The sequence below is a fragment of the Microvirga sp. 17 mud 1-3 genome (assembly GCF_003151255.1).
Classification (GTDB): domain Bacteria; phylum Pseudomonadota; class Alphaproteobacteria; order Rhizobiales; family Beijerinckiaceae; genus Microvirga.
In genome coordinates this window covers 1,390,743-1,412,811 of sequence record NZ_CP029481.1, presented here as the reverse complement: position 1 = coordinate 1,412,811, position 22,069 = coordinate 1,390,743, and the positions used below count along the sequence as shown (strand labels likewise).

The following is a 22,069-nucleotide window of genomic DNA, read 5'->3' as shown; positions in this document are numbered from 1 at the left end:
GACGTCTAAGCTCCCATCGTGGGGTTGATGCCGGGCAGTGCTTTGACGAGTTCGCGGAAATGGTCCCCGCGCACCTCGTAATTCGGATACTGGTCGTATGACGCGCAGGCTGGCGACAGCAGCACGACAGCCGGGGCGCTGAGAGCAGCGGCGTCCTGCGCGGCATGCGCCACGGCCCGGTCGAGGGTCTCGGCACGCTCATGCGGCACGCCCTCCCCCAGCGTTTCGGAGAATGCGTCGGAGGCGGCGCCGATCAGATAGGCCTTGCGGATCTTTGGGAAGTACGGGCGCAAGGGCTCGATCCCGCCCTCCTTCGGCTTGCCGCCGAGGATCCAGAGGATGTTGTCGAAGGACTTGAGGGCTTTCTCGGTGGAATCCGCGTTGGTGGCCTTCGAGTCGTTGATGAACAGGGCCGCGCCGATGCGGCCGATCTCTTCCATCCGGTGAGGCAATCCCGGGAAGCTCCTGAGACCGGACCGGATTTCGTCCTCGGACATGCCCAGCGCCTGGGCAATGGCGACCGCCGCGGCGGCATTCTGGGCATTGTGGGCGCCGCGCAGGGAGTGGATGCCGTCGAGGTCCGCCACCGGAATGGGGCCGTCGGGCGCCCCCCGGAACAGCCGCGCCCCCTCGGCGAAGACGCCCTCGTTGCCAGTGCTTCCGGCCGATACGGGCACGACCCTGACGCCTCGCGCAGCGCAAGCTTTCGCAATGGCGCGGCTGAGATCGTCGTCGATGCCGATGACCGCGGTCTTCGCCTTCGCGACCAGCCGCTCCTTGATGGCAGCGTAGTTCTCCATCGTGCCGTGCCGGTCGAGATGGTCGGGCGAGATGTTGAGGAGCACGCCGATGCTCGGCGCCAGCGAGGGCGCGAGGTCGATCTGGAAGGAGGAGCACTCGACCACGTGGATGCCGTTGCCCGCAGGCGGTTCGAGGGAGAGGATCGCCGTGCCGATATTGCCGCCCATCTGCACGTCGCGGCCGGCCTGGCGCAGGATATGCGCCACGAGCGCCGTGGTGGTGGACTTGCCGTTGGTCCCGGTGATCGCCACGAATGGCGCATTTGGCGCCACCTTCGCGCGCTCCCGGCAAAAGAGCTCGATATCGCCCACGATCTCGATGCCGGCTTCTTCCGCGAGCCGCACGGACCAATGCGGCTCCGGATGGGTCAACGGCACGCCCGGCGACAGTATGAGGGCGGAGAAGCGCGACCAGTCTGCCTCCCGCAAGTCGGCGGTCTCGATGCCCCTGGCCTGCGCCTCCGCCATCTTGGCGGGGTTGTCGTCGCAGGCGACGACCCGCGCTCCGCCCTCCTTCAGGGCAAGCGCCGTCACGAGCCCCGACCCGCCGAGGCCGAAGAGCGCAACCGATTGTCCCGCGAAGGTGGTGACCGGGATCATGCGCTCACCGCAGCTTGAGGGTCGCGAGCCCGACGAGGGCCAGCACGACGGAGACGATCCAGAACCGGATCACCACCTGCGGCTCGGTCCAGCCGAGCTGCTCGAAATGGTGGTGGATCGGCGCCATCTTGAACACGCGCTTGCCCGTGAGCTTAAAGGACGTGACCTGGATGATCACGGACATGATCTCGAGCACGAAGAGGCCGCCCACGATGGCGAGCACGATCTCGTGCTTGGTCGCGACCGCGATGGTGCCGAGAAGCCCGCCGAGGGCGAGTGAGCCCGTGTCGCCCATGAAGATCTGCGCCGGCGGCGCGTTGAACCATAAAAAGCCGAGGCCTGCGCCGATGAGGGCGCCGCAGATGACCGCAAGCTCACCGGTGCCGGGCACGAAGTGGATCTGCAGGTAATTGGCGAAGACGGCGTTGCCGGCCAGGTAGGCGATGAACCCGAAGGTACCGGCCGCGATCATCACGGGCACAATGGCGAGGCCGTCGAGACCGTCCGTGATGTTGACCGCGTTGCCGGCGCCCACGATCACGAAGCCGCCGAAGATGATGTAGAACCACCCCAGATTGAGGATCAGTTCCTTGGAGAAGGGCAGCGCCAGCTTGTTGGCGAGGCCGGGGGTCGCCATGTACGAGATGGCGAGACAGGCGGCCGCTGCGATCAGCGCCTCGATGGCAAGCCGCGAGCGGCCCGAGAAGCCCTTGTGGGACTGCTTCGTCACCTTGAGGTAATCGTCGTAGAAGCCGATGGCGCCGAAGCCGACGGTGACGAAGAGCACGACCCAGACATAATGATTGGCGAGGTTGGCCCAAAGCAGGGTCGAGACCAGCACGCCGGCCATGATCATGAGACCGCCCATGGTGGGCGTACCGCGCTTCGTCAGGAGGTGGGATTGCGGCCCGTCCTCGCGGATCGGCTGGCCCTTGCCCTGGCGCATGCGCAGGAGGGCGATCATTCCGGGCCCGAACAGGAACACGAAGAGAAGCCCCGTCGCGGTGGCGCCGCCGGTGCGAAATGTAATGTAGCGGAAAATATTGAGGGGGCTGAAATAGGGGCTGAACTCAGCCAACCAGGTCAACATCGATTATCCTTTCAGCGCTTGGCTCGTCTGGCCAGCGCCGTAACGTTCTTTCAAAGCTTTGACAACCAAAGCCATCTTCATGCTCAGCGACCCTTTGACCATCACGGCGTCCCCCGGACGCAGATCGGCGCACACGGCCTCGACAAGCTCGGTCGAGCTCGGCGCATGGGCGATCACCTTGGCCTTCGGGAGTTTTTCCACCAGATGCCCCATCAGGGCGCCGGCCGCATAGAGACGGTCGACCCGGCCAGCCTCGACGGCCTCGACCAGTCCCTCATGGAGGGCGGGCCCCTCCTCCCCCAGCTCCTTCATGTCGCCGAGGACCGCGATGCGGCGCCCGTGGCGCGCAAGCTCCACCGCGCCGAGATTGGCGAGCGCCGCCCGCATGGAAGCCGGGTTGGCGTTGTAGCTCTCGTCGATGAGAAGCGCCTCCCCGTCTCTCAGGGATAGCATGGTCCGCTCGCCGCGGCCCACCGGGGGCTTGAGGTCCGAGAAGGCGAGCGCCGTCAGGGCAAGGTCCGCGCCGAGCGCATGGGCGGCCGCGAGGACACTGAGGGAATTGAGGGCGATGTGCCGCCCCGGCATCCCGATCCGATAGGTCAGAGGCTGGCCGAAGACCCGCGCCTCGACGACCGAGAGATCGGGCTTCACGACGATCCGTTCGGCCCGGATATCCGCCCCCTCGGTCTCGCCGAAGGTGAGGATGCGCCCGGCCGGAGACGCGAGCGCATGGGCGCGCAGGCGCTCGAAATAAGGATTGTCCCGGTTCAGGACCGCCGTCCCGCCGGGCTCTAGTCCTGAGAAGATCTCGCCCTTGGCGTCGGCGATACCCCAGATGGAGCGGAAGAACTCGATATGGACAGGCTCGATCGTGGTGACGACCGCCACGTGGGGGCGCACCATGGCGGTCAGCGGAAGAATTTCCTCCGCATGGTTCATGCCGATCTCGAAGACGCCGAATTCGCTCTCGCGCGGCATCCGGGCGAGCGTCAGCGGGACGCCCCAATGGTTGTTGTAGGAGGCGACCGACGCATGGGTCGCGCCCTGCCGGGCGAGGGCGAGGCGCAGGGCCTCCTTGGTCCCGGTCTTGCCGACCGATCCTGTGATGGCGACAATCTTGGCTTGGCTGCGCGCACGAGCGGCGCGCCCAAGGCGGCGCATGGCCTCCAGCACGTCCGGCACCACCACAAGCCGGCCGGAATCCTTGAAGGCGGCAGCCTTCTCGTCGGACACCACGGCCGCAGAGGCGCCCTTTTCCAGGGCGGCCGGCACGAAATCGTGCCCGTCATGCACGTCGCCTCTGATGGCGAAATAGAGATCGCCCGGCGCAAGAGTGCGCGTGTCGATGGAGGCGCCGGAGGCCGGCACGACGCCCGCGCCGATCCGACCGCCGGTCACCGTGGCGATTTCCTCAAGGGTCCATAAGGGGGTGGTCATCCCTGCCTCTCCGCAATGGCCGCCCGGACTTCGTCGTGGTCCGAGAACGGCAGGGTCCGGTCGCCGATGATTTGGCCCGTTTCATGGCCTTTGCCCGCCACGACCAGCACATCGCCGCTTTGAAGGCCCCTTACGGCCGTTCGGATGGCCTCGGCCCGGTCGCCGATCTCGGTTGCGCCGGGCGCGCCCTGCATGACCTCGGCGCGGATCGCCGCCGGATCCTCCGAGCGAGGATTATCGTCCGTAACGATGACCGCATCGGCCTTCTCGATCGCGATGCGACCCATCAGGGGCCGCTTTCCCCGGTCCCGGTCGCCGCCGCATCCGACGATGCAGACGAGCCGCCCCTTCGTGAAGGGCCGCAGGGCATCGAGCACATGGGCGAGCGCATCCGGCTTGTGGGCATAATCCACGATGCACAGGGCACCATCGACTTCGCCGACCCGCTCCAGGCGGCCCGGGACGCCCTTGAGGCGGGCAAACCCTTCCAGCACCGCCCCGGCCTTGTCCTCACCCTCGACCGCGAGGACGAGACCGGCCGCCACGAGGGCGTTCTCGATCTGGAAGCGCCCGAGGAGCGGAAGCCGCGTCCGCCAGGTCCGGCCGAAGGCCTCCACGGTGAGGCTCTGGTCGAAGCCTTCCGTCTCCGATGCGACGAGGCGCAGGGTCGTGCCGGCGGAACCCGTCGTCAGGAGCGTCCGCCCGGCGCGTCGGATGCCCTCCATGAACACGTCCGCGAAGGGCCCGTCCGCGTTGACAATGGCCGGCCCAGCGGGCTGAAGAAGCGTATCGAAGAGGCGCAGTTTCGCGGCCGCATAGGCCTCCGTCGTGCCGTGATAATCGAGGTGATCGCGGCCGAGATTGGTGAAGCCGGCCGCATCCAGGCGAACCCCGTCGAGCCGCCTCTGGTCGATGCCGTGGGAGGACGCCTCCATGGCGAGCCGCGTGACCCCGTCCCGTGCCAGCCGGTCGAGGGTCTCGTGGAGCGAGATCGGGTCCGGCGTGGTCAGCGAGCCGTAGGCGGCACCGTCCGACGTGATGACCCCGAGGGTGCCGAGGCTCGCGGATTTGTGCCCGAGCACGGCGAAAAGCTGGCGAACGAAATCGGCGACCGAGCTCTTGCCGCTCGTCCCGGTGACAGCGACGATCTTTTCGGGCTGCAGCGGGAAGAAACGGGAGGCGGCCGTCGACAGGGCGCGGCGCACGTCAGGTACGCGCAGGAAGGCGATATCTGCCGGCAGGTCCGCGGGCCGCTCCGCCTCGCCGACGACGGCAACGGCGCCTGCGGCTGCGGCCTGGGGGACGAAGCTCATCCCGTCCGCCTTCGTGCCCGGCACGGCGAAGAAAACAAAACCCTGCTTCACCTTCCGGCTGTCGGACGCGATTCCGGAGACGGGACGCGCGGCTGCCTCACCGGCTTGCGCTTCAGGCTGAAGATCGCCGAGGGTCGTCGGTTTCGTCATTTGGTGCCCCAGGCGCCGAGGCGCGTCATGAGCGGGAAGGGATTGACCGGCGGCTCGAAGCGCGGCGGCACGCCGAGCAACGGCGCCACGCGCTCGATGATGTTTCCGGTCACCGGGCCGGCGTTCCACCCTGCCGTGGAGAAGCCATAAGTGCCTTCCACTGCCTGAGGCTCATCCATGATCGTCAGGAAGACGTATTTCGGCTTGTCCGAGGGCACGATGGCCGTGAAGGTGGTGAAGTTCTTGTTCTTCGAATAGCGGCCGTTGATGACCTTCTCGGCCGTGCCGGTCTTGCCGCCCACGTAGAAGCCCGCGATGGCCGCCGAGGAGGCGGAGCCCGCCGGGTTCGACGCATTGAGACGCATCACGTAGCGCAACGCCTCGCTGGTCTCGGGCTTGAGAACCTGCAGGGCGTTCTGGCGCGCCGCCGCCTCGTCACGCTTGAGGAAGGTGGGCGTGATCAGCATGCCGCCGTTTACCAGCGCACCCACGGCCATCAGCGCCTGGAGCGGCGCCACCGCGAGGCCGTGACCGAACGCGATCGTCATGGTGTTGAGTTCGCCCCACCGGGGCGGAATGATCGGCTCGGCGGATTCCGGCAGCTCCGTCTTGAGCCGCGAGAGCTGGCCCATCTTGCGCAGGAACGCCTTGTGCCCCTCGACGCCGATGCCGAGGGCCATGCGGGCAGTGCCGATGTTCGACGAGTGGATGAAGACCTCGGGCACCGTCAGCACGCGACGCGTGGCGTGGTAATCGCCGATGGTGAACTTGCCGTAGCGAAGGCCCGAGCGCGCATCGAGGGTCGAGTTGATGTTGTACTTGCCGGAGTCGAGCGCCATCGCGACCGTCAGGGCCTTGAAAGTGGAACCCATCTCGAACACGCCAACATTGACGCGGTTGATCCGGTCCGCCTCCAGCGCGTCGACGGGGTTGTTCGGGTCGAAATCGGGCAGCGACACGAGGGCGATGATCTCGCCCGTGTTCACATCCATGATGGCGCCGGCCGTGGCCTTGGCCTTGAACTTCGCCATGCCCTTGGCGAGCTCGTCGCGCAAAGCATGCTGCACCCGCAGGTCGAGGGAGAGCTGCACCGGCTTGAGGTCCGCGGCCGAGATGGCGAAGCCCGCGCCGTTGAGATCCTGAAGGCCCTGGCTGTCGATGTATTTTTCGATGCCCGCGATGCCGACGTTGTCGACGTTCGCGAAGCCGAGCACGTGAGCGGCCGCCTCCGCGTTCGGATAGACGCGCTTGTTCTCCGGCAGGAAGCCGATGCCCGGGATGCCGAGGCGATGCACCTCCGCCTGCTGGCGCGGCGTGATCTCGCGCTTGACCCAGACGAAGCCTTTCTTGGTTCCGAGCTTGTTGCGCAGATCCGTAGCGTCGAGATCGGGCAGGACCGCCGTCAACAGCTCGACGGCCTCGTCCTTGTCGATGATGTTGCGCGGCTCCGCGAAGACCGACACCATCTTCACGTCCGTCGCGAGGATATTGCCGTTGCGGTCGACGATATCCGGACGCGCAGCGGAAATTTCGAGGGAGGTAGCGCGGCGCACCTCGCTCGATGCGTCGCTCGTCATGGCGAGGTAGACGAGGCGCCCGCCGATGACGCAGAACAAACTCGCGAAGCAGAGCGCCGTGAAACCGACGCGCGTGGTGCTCTTGTCCACGCGAAGGCGGAAGAGTTCACGCATATGGGCCAGAACGCCGCGCCGGGGTGCGGCGTTCTGGCCGATCAGATCCGGATCGAACTTTTGCAGCACGGGCTTTACCGTCTCGGGGTTTGCGTGGTCGGGATACGGGCGTCGGCGTTCTTGTCCTTGGGCGTCGAGGTCGGCCCGAACAGCCCAAGGGCCTCCAGCTTGCGGCCGATCTCGTCTTCGCGGGCCGGCCTGTCCGGCAGATCCGAGAGGCGGGCGAGCTGCTGGATCTTCAGGGGCTGGAGGTCGAGATGCTGATCAGCGGCCGCCTGGAGGCGGTCGGGACGGTCGAGATATTGCCACTCGGCCTGGAGCACCGCGATGGCGTCGCGCTCGCGCTGCACCTTGCTCTTCAGCTTCGCGACCTGCTCGACGTAGAACAGCGTGTCGTACTTGACCGAGTATGCATACCCTGCCGACGCAATGAGCAGGGAGATGGCGATGATGTGAAGCAGGCGGATCACCGGCGCCCTCCCCTCTTGTCGGCCGTCTGCGGCAATTCCGCGAGCATCGTGATGGCGCTCAACGGCTCCTGCGCCGGAGCCTGCGTGCGCGATCCGGCACGCAGCTTCGCCGAACGCGCACGCGGATTGCGCGCCGTCTCCTCGTCGCCAGGCAGCACCGGGCCCCGGGTGATGGCTTCGAATGTCGGCTCGGGAGCCGCAAGGCCCGGCAGATGGCGCGATGCGCCTGGGCTGCGCCCTGTACGCGTGGCGAAGAATTGTTTCACGATGCGGTCTTCGAGGGAATGGAAGGTCACGACCACCAGACGCCCGCCGGGCTTCAGGATGCGCTCCGCCGCGTGCAGGGCCCGAACGAGCTCCCCGAGCTCGTCATTGACCGCAATGCGAAGCCCCTGGAAAACGCGCGTCGCCGGATGAATGCCGCCGGGCTCCTGACGGATCAGCGAGGCGACCAGTTCCGCAAGTTGGCCGGTCGTCTCGAAGGCCTTCCGGCGGCGTGCTTCGACGATGGCTCGCGCCACCGCGCGGGACCGCCGTTCCTCGCCGTAATGGTAGAAGATGTCCGCCAGCTCCGCTTCGGACGACTCGTTTACGAGATCTGCCGCGCTCGGGCCTTCGCGCTCCATCCGCATGTCGAGCGGACCGTCGCCGCGAAACGAGAAGCCGCGCTCGGCCTCGTCGAGCTGCATGGACGAGACGCCGATATCGAGCACGACACCGTCGACGCTCTCGTGGCCCTGCGCCCGGGCAATCTCGTCGAGCTGGCCGAAGCGCCCGTGCACGAGCGTGAGCCGACGCTTGTACCGCGCGACAAGCGCTTCGCCGCCCGCGATCGCATCGGGATCGCGGTCGATGGCAAGAACGATGTTCTTGGAATTCGCATCCAGGATGGCGCGGGTATAGCCGCCGGCCCCAAACGTGCCGTCGACATACGTGCCGCTGCTTGCGGCATCCAGCGCTGTACAGACCTCCGCCAGAAGCACGGGGACGTGACGGGTCGGTCCGCCAGCGGCTCCGGCTCCTGGGCCGTCGCCGCGTCCCATCATCGCCCCCGTACTCCTGGTGAGATGTCCTGCACCGAACGCTGCTCCATGACCCGGTTGCCTAAAACCTTTTTCAGGTCCCGCATTTTTGTGCGCGCCTCCTCCAGATGCGCACGAAAACGCTCGGGTTCCCAGATCTGGAACTTGTGACCGAGCCCCACGAACGTCACCGCGTCCGTGATTCCGGCATGTACTTTCACCGTCTCCGTCAGGATGACACGCCCCTCCGGATCGACTTTCAGGATTTCGCTGGTTCCGAACAACGCCGTCGACAGCTGATCCCGCTCGTCCGAATAGGGCGACAGCGTCGACAAAAACGCATCGATTTCGTTCAGGAGCACGTTGCCGCCTGCGTCCAATGCCGGCGCATCCAGCGCCGGATGAACGTAGAGCCCCTCGAACCCATCCGCCGCCAGCACCGAGCGGAAGGATGCGGGGATCGAGACCCGACCCTTCGAATCCAACTTGTTGGTGAAATTGGACACGAAGCGGTTCATGGGCCGCGGCTCGCGCACTCCTGATTGTCAGCCCCCCGGCGGATCGAAGAGATCCACCGCACCCCGACGCCGATGTGGACGCCTCGTTCTGAACCTTGCGGCCAGTGCCTTGTGTGGGCCTGACCATCCCTTCAGAAGACATCGTCGACGGGATGATTTGGGATAACATGGGAGGGTATGGGCGTCAACGAAATGGGACTGGAGCGAAGGCTTGTCGGCAGACAACCGCCATCAGAATTGTTTAGGGTTAATGAATCGTAAGCGGGGCAACGGTTTGCCCTCGATTTCCCCAAATTTCGCCCTGTGGAAAAGTTGTCAGCCGGCCTGTAAGCCGGGTTCTGTAGGGCCCGGGGCGCGAACCCCGGACGTGGCGGCCATTCCTCTGGGACGGTCATTGCTGACCGCCTCAAGCAACCAACCCGGACGACGAGCCTGGAAACGGGCCTGGCGCGAACGCCTGTCGTCCCTATTCGGTTTTGCTCCCGGTGGGGTTTGCCGTGCCGTCCGCATTACTGCGTCCGCGGTGCGCTCTTACCGCACCCTTTCACCCTTACCCCGCATGAGCGGGGCGGTCTGCTTTCTGTGGCACTTTCCCTAGGGTTACCCCCGCCGGACGTTATCCGGCACCGTACTTCCATGGAGCCCGGACTTTCCTCTCCGACAAGCGGAGCGGCCGCCCGGCCGACTGACGCGGTGGATGTGGGGGAAGCAGCGCCCATTCGTCAAGGGCGGCTTACGCCTTGCGGGGGCACAAAGCGACGTTAATCGGCCTTCGCCGTGATGACCTTCACCTTGGCGCAATAGGCGCGCGACGCGCGGGTCATGGTTTGGGTGCGGTGGCCGAATTGGTAGCGGAGGATAGTGCCGCAGGTGTCCCCGCCGGCGAGCCTGTAGGCCTGCGCAAGATATTTGAGGCCGTAGCGCAGGTTCGTCTCCGCATCGAGAAGGCCGGCCGCATTGCCCTGGTAGCCGAGCGCCTGGGCGGTGCGGACATTGATTTGGGTCAGCCCCATATTCGGGCCGTTGCGGGCAGCGGGATTGTAGCGGCTCTCCACCCGAACGACCGCATCCGCAAGGGAATAAGGCAGCTCGTGCTCGGCCGCATAACGCTGGATGAGAGGCTTCAGAGTCTCGGCGCGGGCTTCGTCGGACACCCGCGTCCTGATCCGGATCGCCGGCACGATGGAAGCAGTGGTCGCCTTGTCGTCTGCCTTGGCCGCCTCAGGAGCCGAATCTGTCACGGCAGCGTCCGCAACCTGATTCTCAAAGAGCGGTTCGGGCGGAACGACGCTCGCACCTTCGCCACCCTCCGCATGAGCGCGGGTCGCTATGGCAAGAACTGCAATGCCGAGAGATGCAACCGCGACCGTTCTCATGAGATGCGGCAAAGTCATATCGGTCCCCCAGGATCATACGGCTGCGATCATTCGCTCGGTGGGGCCGAAATGGGGCGAAGATGTGACACGACAAGGCGCAACGATATTCGATTTTTGCTTAAGCTAGACAATAAGAAGCCAAGGAAACCTTGCGAAATTCCGCGAGTTCTTCATGTCTCTAACGCGTGAGAATTTTCTACAGATAATTCCTGTTCCAAGGAACTGTTTGGTCATCCGAGAGTTGGCGTCAGCGTAAGGTCAAGCTAAGTAGGGCTGGGCGCTCCACAGCCCGCTAACGACAGGGAAGCTTCCATGAAAAAGATCATCACAGCCATCGCAGCTGGCGCCCTCACCCTCTCGATGGCAGCCTGCAATACGCCTGGCGAGCGTGCAGTCGGCGGTGCAGCCATCGGCGGTCTCGCGGGTGCAGCCATCGGCGGCGCTGCGACGGGCCGCGCGGGTGGCGCTCTTGCGGGCGCAGCCATCGGCGCTGCCGGCGGTGCGATGGTCGGCGCTGCGACCACGCCCTCCCGTCCGGCCTGCCCCTATGGCACGTATCAGGACGTCTACGGCAACATCTACTGCCGCTAATCGTCTTCCCAGGTCGAAATTCAGGGGGCCGGATCGTTCCGGCCCCTTTTCTTTTGCCCGGACTTGCGCTTACCAATCCCAAGATGATTCAGTCGATTTGGGGCAAATTGGGCGGCGTGGGCCTCGGCCTCGCTCTGGGGGGGCCGATCGGCGCCCTTCTGGGCGGCGTCGCGGGTCATATGCTGATTGACCGCGAGGGGGCGATCTTCGGGCGTCCGCCGCGGGATGTGGTCTTCACCATGGGCCTGGTCGCCCTCGCGGCCAAGATGGCAAAGGCCGACGGCGTGGTGGTAGACCGGGAGGTCGAGGCCTTCGAGCAGATCGTAGAGGTTCCGGCCGGGGAGCATGAGCGCGTGAAGCGCCTGTTCGATCTGGCCAAGCAGACCCCCGAAGGCTTCGAGGCCTATGCGCGCCAGATCGGCGACCTCTTCAAGGACGAGCCCGCCCTTTTGGAAGACGTGCTCGACGGCCTGTTCCACATCGCCAAGGCGGACGGCGCCGTGCATGAGGCCGAATTCGCCTATTTGCGCGACGTGGCCGCGATTTTCTCCTTCTCGGACGCGGATTTCCAGCGCATTGCCGCGCGCCATGTGCGGCAGGCGGACGATCCCTATCTCATCCTCAAGGCGGATCGCGCCATGAGCGACGAAGACCTGCGCCGCCATTATCGCAAGCTTGTGGCCGAGAACCACCCCGACCGGGAAATTGCGCGCGGACTGCCGCCGGAGGCCGTGAAGATCGCGACCGAGCGGCTCGCGGTCATCAACGCCGCCTGGGAACGCGTCGCGGCCGAACGACAGCTCAGGTGAACCGATGAGCCCCCCTCCCCGCCCCGAAACCACAGTCGCCGCGAAGGTCTTTCCTTCGCCGAACCATGGGGAGCGGAAGGACGGACGGCGGCCCGACATGCTGATCCTGCACTATACGGGCATGCCGGATGCGGGCGAGGCCCTGCAATGGCTCTGTAATCCGATCTCGCAGGTCTCAGCCCACTACTTCGTGTTCGAGGACGGACGGGTGATCCAGATGGTGCCGGAGGCCCGCCGGGCCTGGCATGCGGGCGCCTCCTACTGGGACGGCGAGACGGACCTCAACTCCCGCTCCATCGGCATCGAAATCGCCAATCCGGGGCATCCGGGTGGCCTGCCACCCTTCCCCGACGCCCAGATCGACAGCGTCGCGGCGCTTGCGCGGGACATCGTCTCGCGCTGGCGGATCCCGCCGACGCGGGTGCTCGCCCATTCGGACGTCGCCCCGGGGCGCAAGGTCGACCCGGGTGAGCTGTTCCCCTGGCACAGGCTGCATGAGGCCGGCGTCGGCCACTGGGTGGCGCCCGCCTCCATCCGCGACGGACGCTTCTTCGCCCGCGGCGACGAGGGCATGCCCATCGAGGCGCTCCAGGCCATGCTCACCATGTACGGCTACGGGCTGAAGATCAGCGGCGTGTTCGACGAAAACACCGAGAAGGTCGTGGCGGCCTTCCAGCGGCATTTCCGGCCCGAACGGGTCGATGGGGTTGCCGATGCGTCAACCATCACCACCCTGCGCGACCTGATCGCCACGCGACCACAAAGCGTCGCATGACAAAGAGTTAACTCGAATCCCGCCGGGTTCTCCGTCACAATGCATGGCGAGCTTGAGAGGGTTTTCGGCGTGCGGCGGGTCTGGTTCTGGGTCATCGGCGTTCTGGCGGTCGCGGGGGCAGCAGGGTTCTTCCTGTGGCGGCCTGCCGGCGGCAACGCGTCGGACGCGGCCTACAGGCTCGCGGCCGTGGAGCGGGGACCGGTCACGGCGAGCGTGCGCGCCACCGGAACGCTCAATCCCGTGACGACGGTCCTGGTGGGCTCGCAGCTCTCGGGCCAGGTCGTGGAGATCCTCGCCGACTACAACACCCCCGTGAAGGAAGGCCAGGTCGTCGCCCGTCTCTATTCGGAGCAGATCAAGTCCCGACGCGACGCGGCGCTCGCCGACCTCGCCCAGGCAAAGGCCGACCGGGACACGAAGAAGGCGCAGATCGACAAGGCGCAATCGATGCTCCAGCGCTCCGAGGCCGTCACGACGGATATCGCGGCCCAGCGTGACCGCGCACAGGCGCAGCTCGCCGATGCGCAGCGCACCTTCGAGCGGCAGAACGAGCTTTTCGCCCGTGCGGCCGGCACGCAGAACGCCCTCGACCAGGCGAAGACGCAGCTCGACGTCCAGAAGGCCACCTTGGTCTCGGCCCAGGCCCAGATCGCCTCCAACAAGGCCGAGACGGAAGGCCTGCGTGCTGACCTCGCGCTCGCCCAGGCAAACCTTAAGTCGGCCGAGGCGATGATCCTCCAGAAGGAGGCGAAGCTGCGGGATATCGAGATCGACCTCGCCCGAACCGAGATCCGCTCACCCGTCGAAGGCGTCGTGGTGAAGCGCGATATCGAACTCGGGCAGACCGTCGCGGCCTCGCTTTCGGCGCCGACCCTCTTCACCATCGCGCAGGACCTGCGCGAGATCGACATCTACGCCAATATCGACGAGGCGGATGTGGGCCGCCTCAAAGAGGGCCAGGCCGTCAGCTTCACGGTCAATGCCTATCCGAACCGCACTTTCGCCGGCAGCGTCAGGATGGTGCGCCTCGGCGCGCAGACCGTGCAGAACGTGGTCACCTACACGGCCGTCATCGGCGTGAAGAATGCCGACCTCGCGCTTCTGCCCGGCATGACGGCCAATCTCCAGATCATCACGGACGAGCGCGAGGACGTGCTGCGCATCCCCAACGCTGCCCTCCGCTACCGCCCCTCCGGCGCGACGGTGGCGGCGGTCAGGCAGTCCACTCCGGAGACGGCACAGAACCCGCAGCGCCGCCGCGGCGCGCGCCCGGCAGCGGCAGATCCCGGCCTCGACGGACGCGTGTATCGCCTCGTGGATGGAAATCCGGAACTCGTGCCCCTGCGGGTCGGCGTCACGGACGGCTCCTACACGGAGGTGTTGCGGGGCGACCTGAAGGAGGGTGATGCCATCGTGGTCGGAGGTGGGGCACGGGGTGGAGCGCAGGATTCCGACCAGCCGAGTTCCCCGCCGCGCCGCCGCGCGCCGCGCATGTTCTAGGAGCGCCGTCGTGCCGCTCATCGAAACCCGGGGCCTGAGACGTGTCTACGACCTGGACGGCGGGCGCGTCGTCGCCCTCGACCATGTGGACCTTGACGTGGAGGCTGGCGACTTCGTGGCCGTGATGGGTCCGTCGGGCTCCGGAAAGTCCACCTTCATGAACCTCGTCGGCTGCCTCGACAGGCCGACAGAGGGCCACTACCGGCTCGCCGACACGGCCGTGGAGGGCCTCGACGCGGACGGGCTGGCACGACTGCGCAACCGCGAGATCGGCTTCGTGTTCCAGCAATTCAACCTGCTGCCGCGGATCGACGCCATCGGCAACGTGGAGCTGCCGATGATCTATGCGGGCGTTGACCGGAAGACGCGGCATGCGCGCGCCCTCAGCGCCCTCGAGCGGGTCGGCCTTGCCGGGCGGGCGCATCATCGCCCCATGCAGCTCTCGGGGGGCCAGCAGCAGCGTGTCGCCATCGCGCGAGCGCTCGTGAACGAGCCGAGCCTCCTGCTCGCCGACGAGCCCACCGGCGCCCTCGACAGCCGCACCGCCCGGGAGATCCTGGCCCTGTTCCAAGAGCTCAACCGCGAAGGCGCCACCATCGTGCTCGTCACCCACGACGCCGATGTCGGGCGCCATGCGCGCCGTCTGGTGCGCTTCCGGGACGGCCGCGTGATCGAGGACGTGCGCCAGACGCCCCTTGACGCCCGCATCGAGGAGGTCGTCGCATGAGGTGGTTCGAAGCCATCCGGTCCGCCTTCTCGGCCATCGCGGCGAATGCCCTGCGCAGCCTGCTCACCATGCTGGGCATCGTCATCGGCGTGGCGGCCGTGATCGCCATGGTGGCGATCGGCTCAGGTGCGCGCAATCTGGTCGACCGGCAGATCCGGTCCCTCGGCGCCAATCTTGCCATCATCACGCCCGGCAACGTCACACAGGGCGGCGCGCGGCTCGGCGCAGGCGCATCCTCGTCCCTCACGGACGAAGACGCCGAGGCGATCCGCCACGAGATCGACGGCGTGGTCGCGGCCGCGCCCTTCGTGCAGGGTGGAACGCAGGTCGTCGCGGGCGGCAGCAACTGGGCCACCCGCATCTACGGCATCGACAACGACTGGTTCGAAGCGCGCGAATGGGACGTCGCCTCCGGCCGGACCTTCGACCCGGAAGAGGTGCGCCGCGGCGACATCGTCGTCATCCTGGGGCAGACGGTGGCACGCAACCTCTTCGGCGAGGACGACCCCATCGACCAGACCGTGCGCGTGCGCAACGTGCCGTTCCGGGTCATCGGCGTCATGGCGCCCAAGGGCCAGTCCGCCTTCGGACAAGACCAGGACGACGTGATCTTCGTGCCCCTCGATGCGGGCCGCCGCCGCGTCATCGGCCGCAACTACGCGAAGGACAGGTCCGTGGGCTCGATCTTCGTGAAGTTCGCGCAGGAAGACGAGATCGAGCCGGGCATCGAGCAGATCACCCAGCTCCTCCGGCAGCGCCACCGCATCCTCGGCGAGCAGGAGGACGACTTCTCGATCCGCAACCTGACCGAGATCGCCAATACGGCCTCGGCCTCCGCGAACACGCTCTCGATGCTGCTCGCGGCCGTCGCGGCGGTGTCGCTCCTCGTCGGCGGCATCGGCATCATGAACATCATGCTGGTCTCCGTAACCGAGCGCACCCGTGAGATCGGCCTGCGTCTCGCTGTCGGCGCGCGGCCGCGGGACATCCTCAGCCAGTTCCTCATCGAGGCCACCACCCTGTCGACCATCGGGGGCATCCTCGGCATCGGTCTCGGCGCCGGCGCCGCCTATCTGGTGGCGCAGCTCGCTGGCTGGCCATCGCTCGTGTCGACGAACGCCGTCGTCATCGCCGTGGGCTTCTCGGCCCTTGTCGGCATCTTCTTCGGATTCTACCCGGCCCAGCGCGCCGCGAAGCTCGACCCCATCGAAGCGCTGCGGCGGGAATAGGAACGCAACATCGCCATTCCGGGACAGTGCTGAGCACTGGGCCCGGAATGACGTGGAAAGCGCTACATGCCCTCCTCGCCACAAGAGGAGGGAAACAGGTCGCGCTCCATCCCACTGAGGAAGTCACAGTCTCTGAGACGAATTGTGCGATTAGCTGACTTCGTGAGCCAATCTCAAAGGCATTTCCCTCGAATTGCGCTGAACGCCATTCATGGGAAAGGCTGGGTGCGTCTCGGGGAGCGGAATAGGCACCCACGCTTTGCGCTCTCAGAATGGGAGCACGGCGTCAGTCGCCTATGGGCGCCTCCTCAAACCTCAAAACCGTGTGGGGGCTGTTGCTGGTTGTGCCGAGAACAGCGCACGAGTTCTTGTCGCGCTTTGGCGCTTGGCCTCTTAGGGTGATGGTACCGGAGTCATAGGTGCCTTCAACCTCATAGGGAGCTGGGGGGCAGCCCTTCTTGAAGGTGTAGGCGGTGCCTTTCACCACGCCTTTGGCGTAGCCCTTGGTTGGGTCGGACTCGGTGTCGCTGAAGGAGCCTCTAAACAGTACCGTGCCTGGAGCAACAGTGCCTGCAATTGCCCGCTTCGGCTCTTCGTAGCGGATTTCGCCGTGGCGCTCATCGACGAGCATGTATGAGCCGTTGTGGAGATAGGAGAGGCCGTCGAAGCCCTTCTTACGCGGCCCCATGGTCCACTGAGCCTTTCCGGTTCCGGCTTTGTTGGACCGCTTTATGAGTGCCTGAAGCTGGGCATGAGTGTCAGGCCGATGGGATGCGCCGCAGACCGTACTCCAGTTCTGAGCAACCACATGACCAGGGTCATAGGGCCGCGTGAAATCAAGCGTTTCGCCTTCCTCATCCTTCCAGAGAGAGATATTCGGAGAGTCGGTGTCACTCCTGCGCACGCGCTGACCTACGTAGTAGAAGGTTTCTTCGTAGACTGACGTGATCGACCCGGCCACACAGTCCGCCGTCACCCTGTAGGTCTTTCCGTATTGCGCCAGCTTTCCGGCAATGCACTCCCTGGTTTCTTCCGGTGTGTCGAGGACGCGGAAGGTCTCGCAGAATTCCCTGGCCGCGGCCTCGGTGACGGTGCCTTCGGCGACCGCATTTTCTGTGCCAAAGCCTGTGACTTTGGTTACATCAATGCGGGGGGTGCGTGGCCCAAGATAGAAGTGCTTGTCCTGAGCCTGTGCCAAGGATGCAGCAAGCACCAATCCGACAGCAGCTGCAAGCAGGCCCAGGTTCTTGGCCATAGCCTTTGTGAGACCGTACATCATCTCGCTGTCCATTGATTTCCCCCGGGCACGGGGACGCCAACAGCCCATAATTTCTCAAGGTTACTTGGACAACTGGGCAATACTATCCCAGCGCCTTTTCCGCTAAGGACTTCCTGGCCACCACGGCTGCACCCTCCGAGGGGTACTTCTCGCCATTGAAAACCCATTCTTTGGAGAAGATCCCAGAGGCCTTGATCGGTAGCGCCATGATTCTGTCGTGCTCAGCGCGACGCGCTGCGGTGGCCTGGGAGGCTTGACGCTCAGCGCGCTCCCGAGAACGTTGCGCAAGCTCGTCTTCAGACACTTCAACCCATCGTTGGGCCAGGACAATGACACCTACAGTAACAGGAGTGGCATAACCGTAGCCACCGCCCCAAACCGTCGTCCCTCCGCCGCGATTGTCGAGGCCTACCCCCGTGTATCGCGATGAGGTGAGCGGGGTTACCGACTTCACCTCCCACTGGTCGTCCTCAAGCTCACAGACGAGGTTCGCGATCTTCGCGTCCATCACATCCCACTGAGGCTCGTAGTTACCCCACCAGGCGGTCTGGTTCTTGTTCTCCCCTGTGTTGGTATGCTGCCAGTCCCAGCGGAGTTGGCGTGAGATCGTCTCAAGGATGCGAGGCATGACTTTAATCTTTCGAGTGCCGGTCGTGGGGAGCCCCCAAGTCGCGGTACTACTGTTAAGCTTGCGCGCTTATAGCCGATGCTTCTGAAGCGAGGGAGTAGAATTCTTATAGGATTCAGCTCCGAGCGCGCGAAGCAGGACCACCGCCGCGCGTTCGATCACGCCATTCCGATAATGGGACGTTATAAAACGTTGGGGTCAGGAGCCTGGCGGCTCCTGACCCCATTCAATGCACGTAATGGTGCATTTGTCCCCGTGTCTCTGACACGTCTCATTTGCTTCGCGATTGCACGTCCACCGCGTGCCTACTCGGCCGCCATGATGCTGCTGTATGAAGCCGGATCGTAGTTGAGGATGGGGGAGAGCCAGCGCTCGACTTCTGCGATGCTCATGCCTTTGCGGGCGGCGTAATCCTCAACCTGGTCGCGCTCCACCTTGGCGACGCCGAAATAATAGGCCTCCGGGTGCGACAGGTAGAGACCCGAGACCGAGGAACCAGGCCACATGGCGTATGACTCGGTCAGCGCCACGCCGATGCTGCGCTCGGCGTTGAGCAGGCTGAAGAGCGTCGACTTCTCGGTATGGTCGGGCTGCGCCGGATAGCCGGGCGCGGGGCGGATGCCCTGGTATTCCTCGCGGATCAGCCCGTCGTTGCCGAGGTTTTCATCCGGCGCGTAGGCCCAGAATTCCTTGCGCACCCGCTGGTGCATGCGCTCCGCGAAGGCCTCCGCCAGACGGTCGGCCAGCGCCTTGACGAGGATCGAGCGGTAATCGTCGTTGGCGCGCTCGAAGCGCTCGGCGATGCGTACCTCTTCGATCCCGGACGTGACCACGAAGCCGCCCACGTAATCCGCCTTCCCGCTCTCGCGAGGAGCGACGAAGTCTGACAGGCACAGGTTCGGCTTGCCGTCGCGCCGCGAGAGCTGCTGGCGCAGCCCGTGGAGCATCGCCAGCACATCTGCGCGGCTCTCGCCCGTGTAAAGCGCGATGTCGTCGCCGACCGCATTGGCGGGCCAGAAGCCGATCACGGCCTTGGGGTTGAACCAGCGCTCCTCGACGAGCTGCTTCAGCATCGCCTGCGCATCCTCGAAGAGCTGCCGCGCGGCTTCCCCCTGCTCGGGATCGTCCAGGATCGCCGGGAAGCGCCCTTTCAGCTCCCAGGTCTGGAAGAAGGGCGTCCAGTCGATATAGGGCACCAGCTCGCCCACATCATAGCTGCGGAACACGCGCGCACCCGTGAAGGTCGGCTTCGGCGGCTGGTAGGCGGCCCAGTCGATGGGGAAACGATTGGCCCGCGCCTTCTCGATGGGAAGGCGCAGCTTGTCGGCCTCCGAGCGCTTATGAGCGTCGGCCACCTTCCGGTACTCGGCCTGGAGCGTGCCGATATACTCGTCCCGGGCGTCCGGCGAGAGGAGCGCCGAGACCACGCCGACCGCGCGGCTCGCATCGGTCACGTAGACCGCCTGCCCCTTGTTGTAATGGGGATGGATCTTCACGGCCGTGTGGACCCGGCTCGTGGTGGCGCCGCCGATCAGGAGCGGGATGTCGAAGCCCTCGCGCTCCATCTCGCTTGCCACATAGGCCATCTCGTCGAGGGAGGGCGTGATGAGGCCCGAGAGGCCGATGATGTCCACCTTCTCCTTGCGCGCCGTGTCCAGGATCTTCTGGGCCGGCACCATGACGCCGAGATCGATGACTTCGTAGTTATTGCAGGCCAGGACCACGCCGACGATGTTCTTGCCGATATCGTGCACGTCGCCCTTGACGGTCGCCATGAGGACCTTGCCGGCCGCCGAGCGCTCGGTGCTGCCGTTCTTCTCCTTCTCGGCCTCCATGAAAGGCATGAGATAGGCCACGGCCTGCTTCATCACGCGGGCCGACTTCACCACCTGCGGCAGAAACATCTTGCCGGCGCCGAACAGGTCGCCGACCACGTTCATGCCGGCCATGAGCGGGCCTTCGATCACGTGCAGGGGCCGCTCGGCCTGCTGGCGGGCTTCTTCCGTATCCTCCACGATGAACTCGGTGATGCCGTTGACCAGCGCGTGCTCCAGGCGCTTCTGCACAGGCCAGGAGCGCCATTCGAGATCCGCCGCCTTGACTTGGCCCCCGCCGTCGCCCTTGAACCGCGGCGCAGCTTCCAGGAGCCGTTCGGTGGCATCGGGACGACGGTTGAGCACCACGTCCTCGCAGAGTTCCCGCAGCTCCGGGTCGATCTCGTCATAGACGGCGAGCTGACCCGCATTGACGATGCCCATATCCATGCCGACCTTGATCGCGTGGAACAGGAACACGGAGTGCATCGCCTCGCGGACGGGTTCGTTGCCGCGGAACGAGAAGGACAGGTTCGACACGCCGCCCGAGATATGGGCGTGCGGCAGGGTCTCGCGGATGATGCGCGTCGCCTCGATGAAGGCGACGCCGTAGCCGTTGTGTTCCTCGATGCCGGTAGCAACCGCGAAGACGTTGGGATCGAAGATGATGTCTTCCGGCGGGAAGCCCACCTCCTCGGTCAGGATTTTGTAGGCGCGGGTGCAGATCTCGACCTTGCGCTCCAAAGTATCGGCCTGGCCCTGCTCGTCGAAGGCCATGACGACGACTGCGGCCCCGTAGGCGCGGCAGATCCTGGCCTGCTCGATGAAGGCCTCGATGCCCTCCTTCATGGAGATCGAGTTCACGATAGCCTTGCCCTGGATGCATCTCAGGCCGGACTCGATCACGTGGAACTTGGAAGAATCCACCATCACCGGCACGCGGGCGATGTCGGGCTCCGCTGCGACGAGATTGAGGAACTCCACCATCACCTTTTCGGAATCGAGCAGGCCCTCGTCCATGTTGATGTCGATCACCTGCGCGCCGTTCGCCACCTGGTCGCGGGCCACGTCGAGGGCAGCCGCGTAGTCGCCGTTGGTGATGAGCTTGCGGAACTTGGCGGAGCCCGTGACGTTCGTGCGCTCGCCCACATTCACGAAGGGAATGTCCGGCGTCAGCACGAAGGGCTCGAGACCCGACAGGCGCATCATCGGCTTCACGACGGGCACCTGTCGCGGTGCCTTGCCGGCTACTGCCTCGGCAATCGCCCGGATGTGGTCGGGCGTCGTCCCGCAGCAGCCGCCGACGACATTGACGAGGCCCGCATCGGCGAACTCGGCCAGCATGCCGGCAGTCGCCTCCGGCCGCTCGTCATAGAGGCCGAACTCGTTGGGAAGACCCGCATTGGGATAGGCGCAGACCAGGGTATCGGCGACCTTGCCGATTTCCTGGATATGCGCCCGCATTTCCCGCGCGCCGAGCGCGCAGTTGAGGCCGATGGCGAAAGGCGCTGCATGACGCACGGAATGCCAGAAGGCCGTGGGCGTCTGGCCCGACAGGGTGCGCCCGGACAGGTCCGTGATCGTGCCGGAGATCATGACCGGGAGCCTGACGCCCTTCTCGGCGAAGACCTCATAGGTCGCCACGATGGCGGCCTTGGCGTTGAGGGTGTCGAAGATCGTCTCGATGAGGATGATCTCGGCGCCGCCGTCGACAAGTCCCCTCACCTGCTCCGCATAGGAGGCGCGCACCTGGTCGAAGGTGACGGCCCGGTAGCCCGGGTTGTTCACGTCCGGCGAGATCGAGAGGGTGCGGTTCGTCGGGCCGACCGCGCCGGCCACGAAACGGCGACGGCCGTCTTCCTTCTCGGCCTGCAGGGCCGCCTCGCGGGCGAGCTTCGCGCCCTCCACGTTGAGCTCGTAGACGATCTCCTCCATGCCGTAATCGGCCTGGGCGATGGATGTCCCTGAGAAGGTGTTGGTTTCGACGATGTCGGCGCCCGCGCGGAAATAATCGAGATGCACCTGCCGGACTGAATCGGGCTGGGTGAGGATGAGCAGGTCGTTGTTGCCCCTGACATCCTGCTTCCAGTCCTTAAAGCGCGCACCCCGGAAATCCTCTTCGGAGAAGCGGGATCGCTGCAGCTCCGTGCCCATCGCGCCGTCGAGCACAAGAATGCGCCGTGCGGCAGCCTCCCGGAGCGCCTTCATCACCGCGGCGCCATCGGCGGGACAGGGAGCATCGATCGTCAT

18 protein-coding genes and 1 other RNA gene are annotated in these 22,069 nt (G+C 65.5%); 6 read left to right on the top strand and 13 right to left on the bottom strand.

The features are described 5' to 3' along the window. Positions 1–5 precede the first annotated feature (5 nt). The 10 genes from murD to C4E04_RS06515 form a co-directional block, all read right to left on the bottom strand. On the bottom strand, positions 6–1,400 hold the full coding sequence (murD, locus tag C4E04_RS06560; RefSeq protein WP_109596034.1) for a UDP-N-acetylmuramoyl-L-alanine--D-glutamate ligase: 1,395 nt from the start codon (positions 1,398–1,400) through the stop codon (positions 6–8). Positions 1,401–1,404: 4 nt separating this feature from the next. Beyond that, the gene (gene mraY, locus C4E04_RS06555; RefSeq protein ID WP_109596033.1) at positions 1,405–2,490 is read right to left on the bottom strand and encodes a phospho-N-acetylmuramoyl-pentapeptide-transferase; all 1,086 of its coding nucleotides are present in this window, start codon (positions 2,488–2,490) and stop codon (positions 1,405–1,407) included. 3 nt (positions 2,491–2,493) lie between these two features. Beyond that, positions 2,494–3,927: a UDP-N-acetylmuramoylalanyl-D-glutamyl-2,6-diaminopimelate--D-alanyl-D-alanine ligase gene (locus C4E04_RS06550; RefSeq protein WP_109596032.1), complete on the bottom strand. Its 1,434-nt coding sequence runs from the start codon at positions 3,925–3,927 to the stop codon at positions 2,494–2,496. Next, positions 3,924–5,390: a UDP-N-acetylmuramoyl-L-alanyl-D-glutamate--2,6-diaminopimelate ligase gene (locus tag C4E04_RS06545; protein ID WP_109596031.1), complete on the bottom strand. Its 1,467-nt coding sequence runs from the start codon at positions 5,388–5,390 to the stop codon at positions 3,924–3,926. Before C4E04_RS06545 ends, C4E04_RS06550 begins: the two co-directional genes overlap by 4 nt. Continuing rightward, on the bottom strand, positions 5,387–7,081 hold the full coding sequence (locus C4E04_RS06540) for a penicillin-binding protein 2 (RefSeq protein ID WP_245416299.1): 1,695 nt from the start codon (positions 7,079–7,081) through the stop codon (positions 5,387–5,389). The genes C4E04_RS06545 and C4E04_RS06540 overlap by 4 nt, the downstream gene beginning before the upstream one ends. A gap of 74 nt (positions 7,082–7,155) precedes the next feature. Next, positions 7,156–7,551 (bottom strand): hypothetical protein, encoded by a 396-nt coding sequence (locus C4E04_RS06535; protein WP_109596029.1) that lies wholly within the window; start codon positions 7,549–7,551, stop codon positions 7,156–7,158. Continuing rightward, entirely contained in the window at positions 7,548–8,597 is a 1,050-nt protein-coding gene (rsmH, locus tag C4E04_RS06530; protein WP_109596028.1) for a 16S rRNA (cytosine(1402)-N(4))-methyltransferase RsmH, read from the bottom strand. Before rsmH ends, C4E04_RS06535 begins: the two co-directional genes overlap by 4 nt. Continuing rightward, the gene (gene mraZ, locus C4E04_RS06525) at positions 8,594–9,091 is read right to left on the bottom strand and encodes a division/cell wall cluster transcriptional repressor MraZ (RefSeq protein ID WP_109596027.1); all 498 of its coding nucleotides are present in this window, start codon (positions 9,089–9,091) and stop codon (positions 8,594–8,596) included. Before mraZ ends, rsmH begins: the two co-directional genes overlap by 4 nt. Positions 9,092–9,402: 311 nt before the next feature. After that, positions 9,403–9,780, bottom strand: an RNA gene (rnpB, locus tag C4E04_RS06520) — RNase P RNA component class A. A 72-nt stretch (positions 9,781–9,852) separates the two neighbouring features. Further along, complete coding sequence (locus C4E04_RS06515; RefSeq protein WP_109596026.1) at positions 9,853–10,485, bottom strand: transglycosylase SLT domain-containing protein; 633 nt, start codon at positions 10,483–10,485, stop codon at positions 9,853–9,855. A gap of 294 nt (positions 10,486–10,779) precedes the next feature. On the opposite strand from C4E04_RS06515, the gene C4E04_RS06510 reads away from it, so the two are divergent. From C4E04_RS06510 to C4E04_RS06485, 6 genes are all read left to right on the top strand, one after another. After that, positions 10,780–11,058, top strand: a complete 279-nt coding sequence (locus C4E04_RS06510) for a glycine zipper domain-containing protein (RefSeq protein WP_109596025.1) — start codon at positions 10,780–10,782, stop codon at positions 11,056–11,058. Positions 11,059–11,141: 83 nt separating this feature from the next. Then, positions 11,142–11,867: a TerB family tellurite resistance protein gene (locus C4E04_RS06505; protein WP_109600856.1), complete on the top strand. Its 726-nt coding sequence runs from the start codon at positions 11,142–11,144 to the stop codon at positions 11,865–11,867. Positions 11,868–11,871: 4 nt separating this feature from the next. Then, positions 11,872–12,642, top strand: coding sequence for an N-acetylmuramoyl-L-alanine amidase (locus C4E04_RS06500; RefSeq protein WP_109596024.1), 771 nt, complete (start codon positions 11,872–11,874; stop codon positions 12,640–12,642). Positions 12,643–12,681: 39 nt separating this feature from the next. Continuing rightward, the gene (locus C4E04_RS06495; RefSeq protein WP_109596023.1) at positions 12,682–14,142 is read left to right on the top strand and encodes an efflux RND transporter periplasmic adaptor subunit; all 1,461 of its coding nucleotides are present in this window, start codon (positions 12,682–12,684) and stop codon (positions 14,140–14,142) included. Positions 14,143–14,152: 10 nt separating this feature from the next. Then, positions 14,153–14,869 carry an ABC transporter ATP-binding protein gene (locus C4E04_RS06490; RefSeq protein ID WP_109596022.1) on the top strand — a complete coding sequence of 239 codons (717 nt, stop codon included), beginning with the start codon at positions 14,153–14,155 and terminating at the stop codon, positions 14,867–14,869. Further along, entirely contained in the window at positions 14,866–16,098 is a 1,233-nt protein-coding gene (locus tag C4E04_RS06485) for an ABC transporter permease (RefSeq protein ID WP_109596021.1), read from the top strand. Before C4E04_RS06490 ends, C4E04_RS06485 begins: the two co-directional genes overlap by 4 nt. A 286-nt stretch (positions 16,099–16,384) precedes the next feature. Here the strand turns inward: C4E04_RS06485 and C4E04_RS06480 are convergent, their stop codons facing one another. The 3 genes from C4E04_RS06480 to metH all read right to left on the bottom strand — a co-directional run bounded on the left by C4E04_RS06480 (position 16,385) and on the right by metH (position 22,027). After that, the gene (locus C4E04_RS06480) at positions 16,385–17,389 is read right to left on the bottom strand and encodes a hypothetical protein (RefSeq protein WP_109596020.1); all 1,005 of its coding nucleotides are present in this window, start codon (positions 17,387–17,389) and stop codon (positions 16,385–16,387) included. A gap of 70 nt (positions 17,390–17,459) precedes the next feature. Next, positions 17,460–18,005 (bottom strand): hypothetical protein, encoded by a 546-nt coding sequence (locus C4E04_RS06475; RefSeq protein ID WP_109596019.1) that lies wholly within the window; start codon positions 18,003–18,005, stop codon positions 17,460–17,462. A gap of 305 nt (positions 18,006–18,310) precedes the next feature. Beyond that, entirely contained in the window at positions 18,311–22,027 is a 3,717-nt protein-coding gene (metH, locus tag C4E04_RS06470; RefSeq protein ID WP_371682055.1) for a methionine synthase, read from the bottom strand. Between the last annotated feature and the right edge of the window lie 42 nt (positions 22,028–22,069).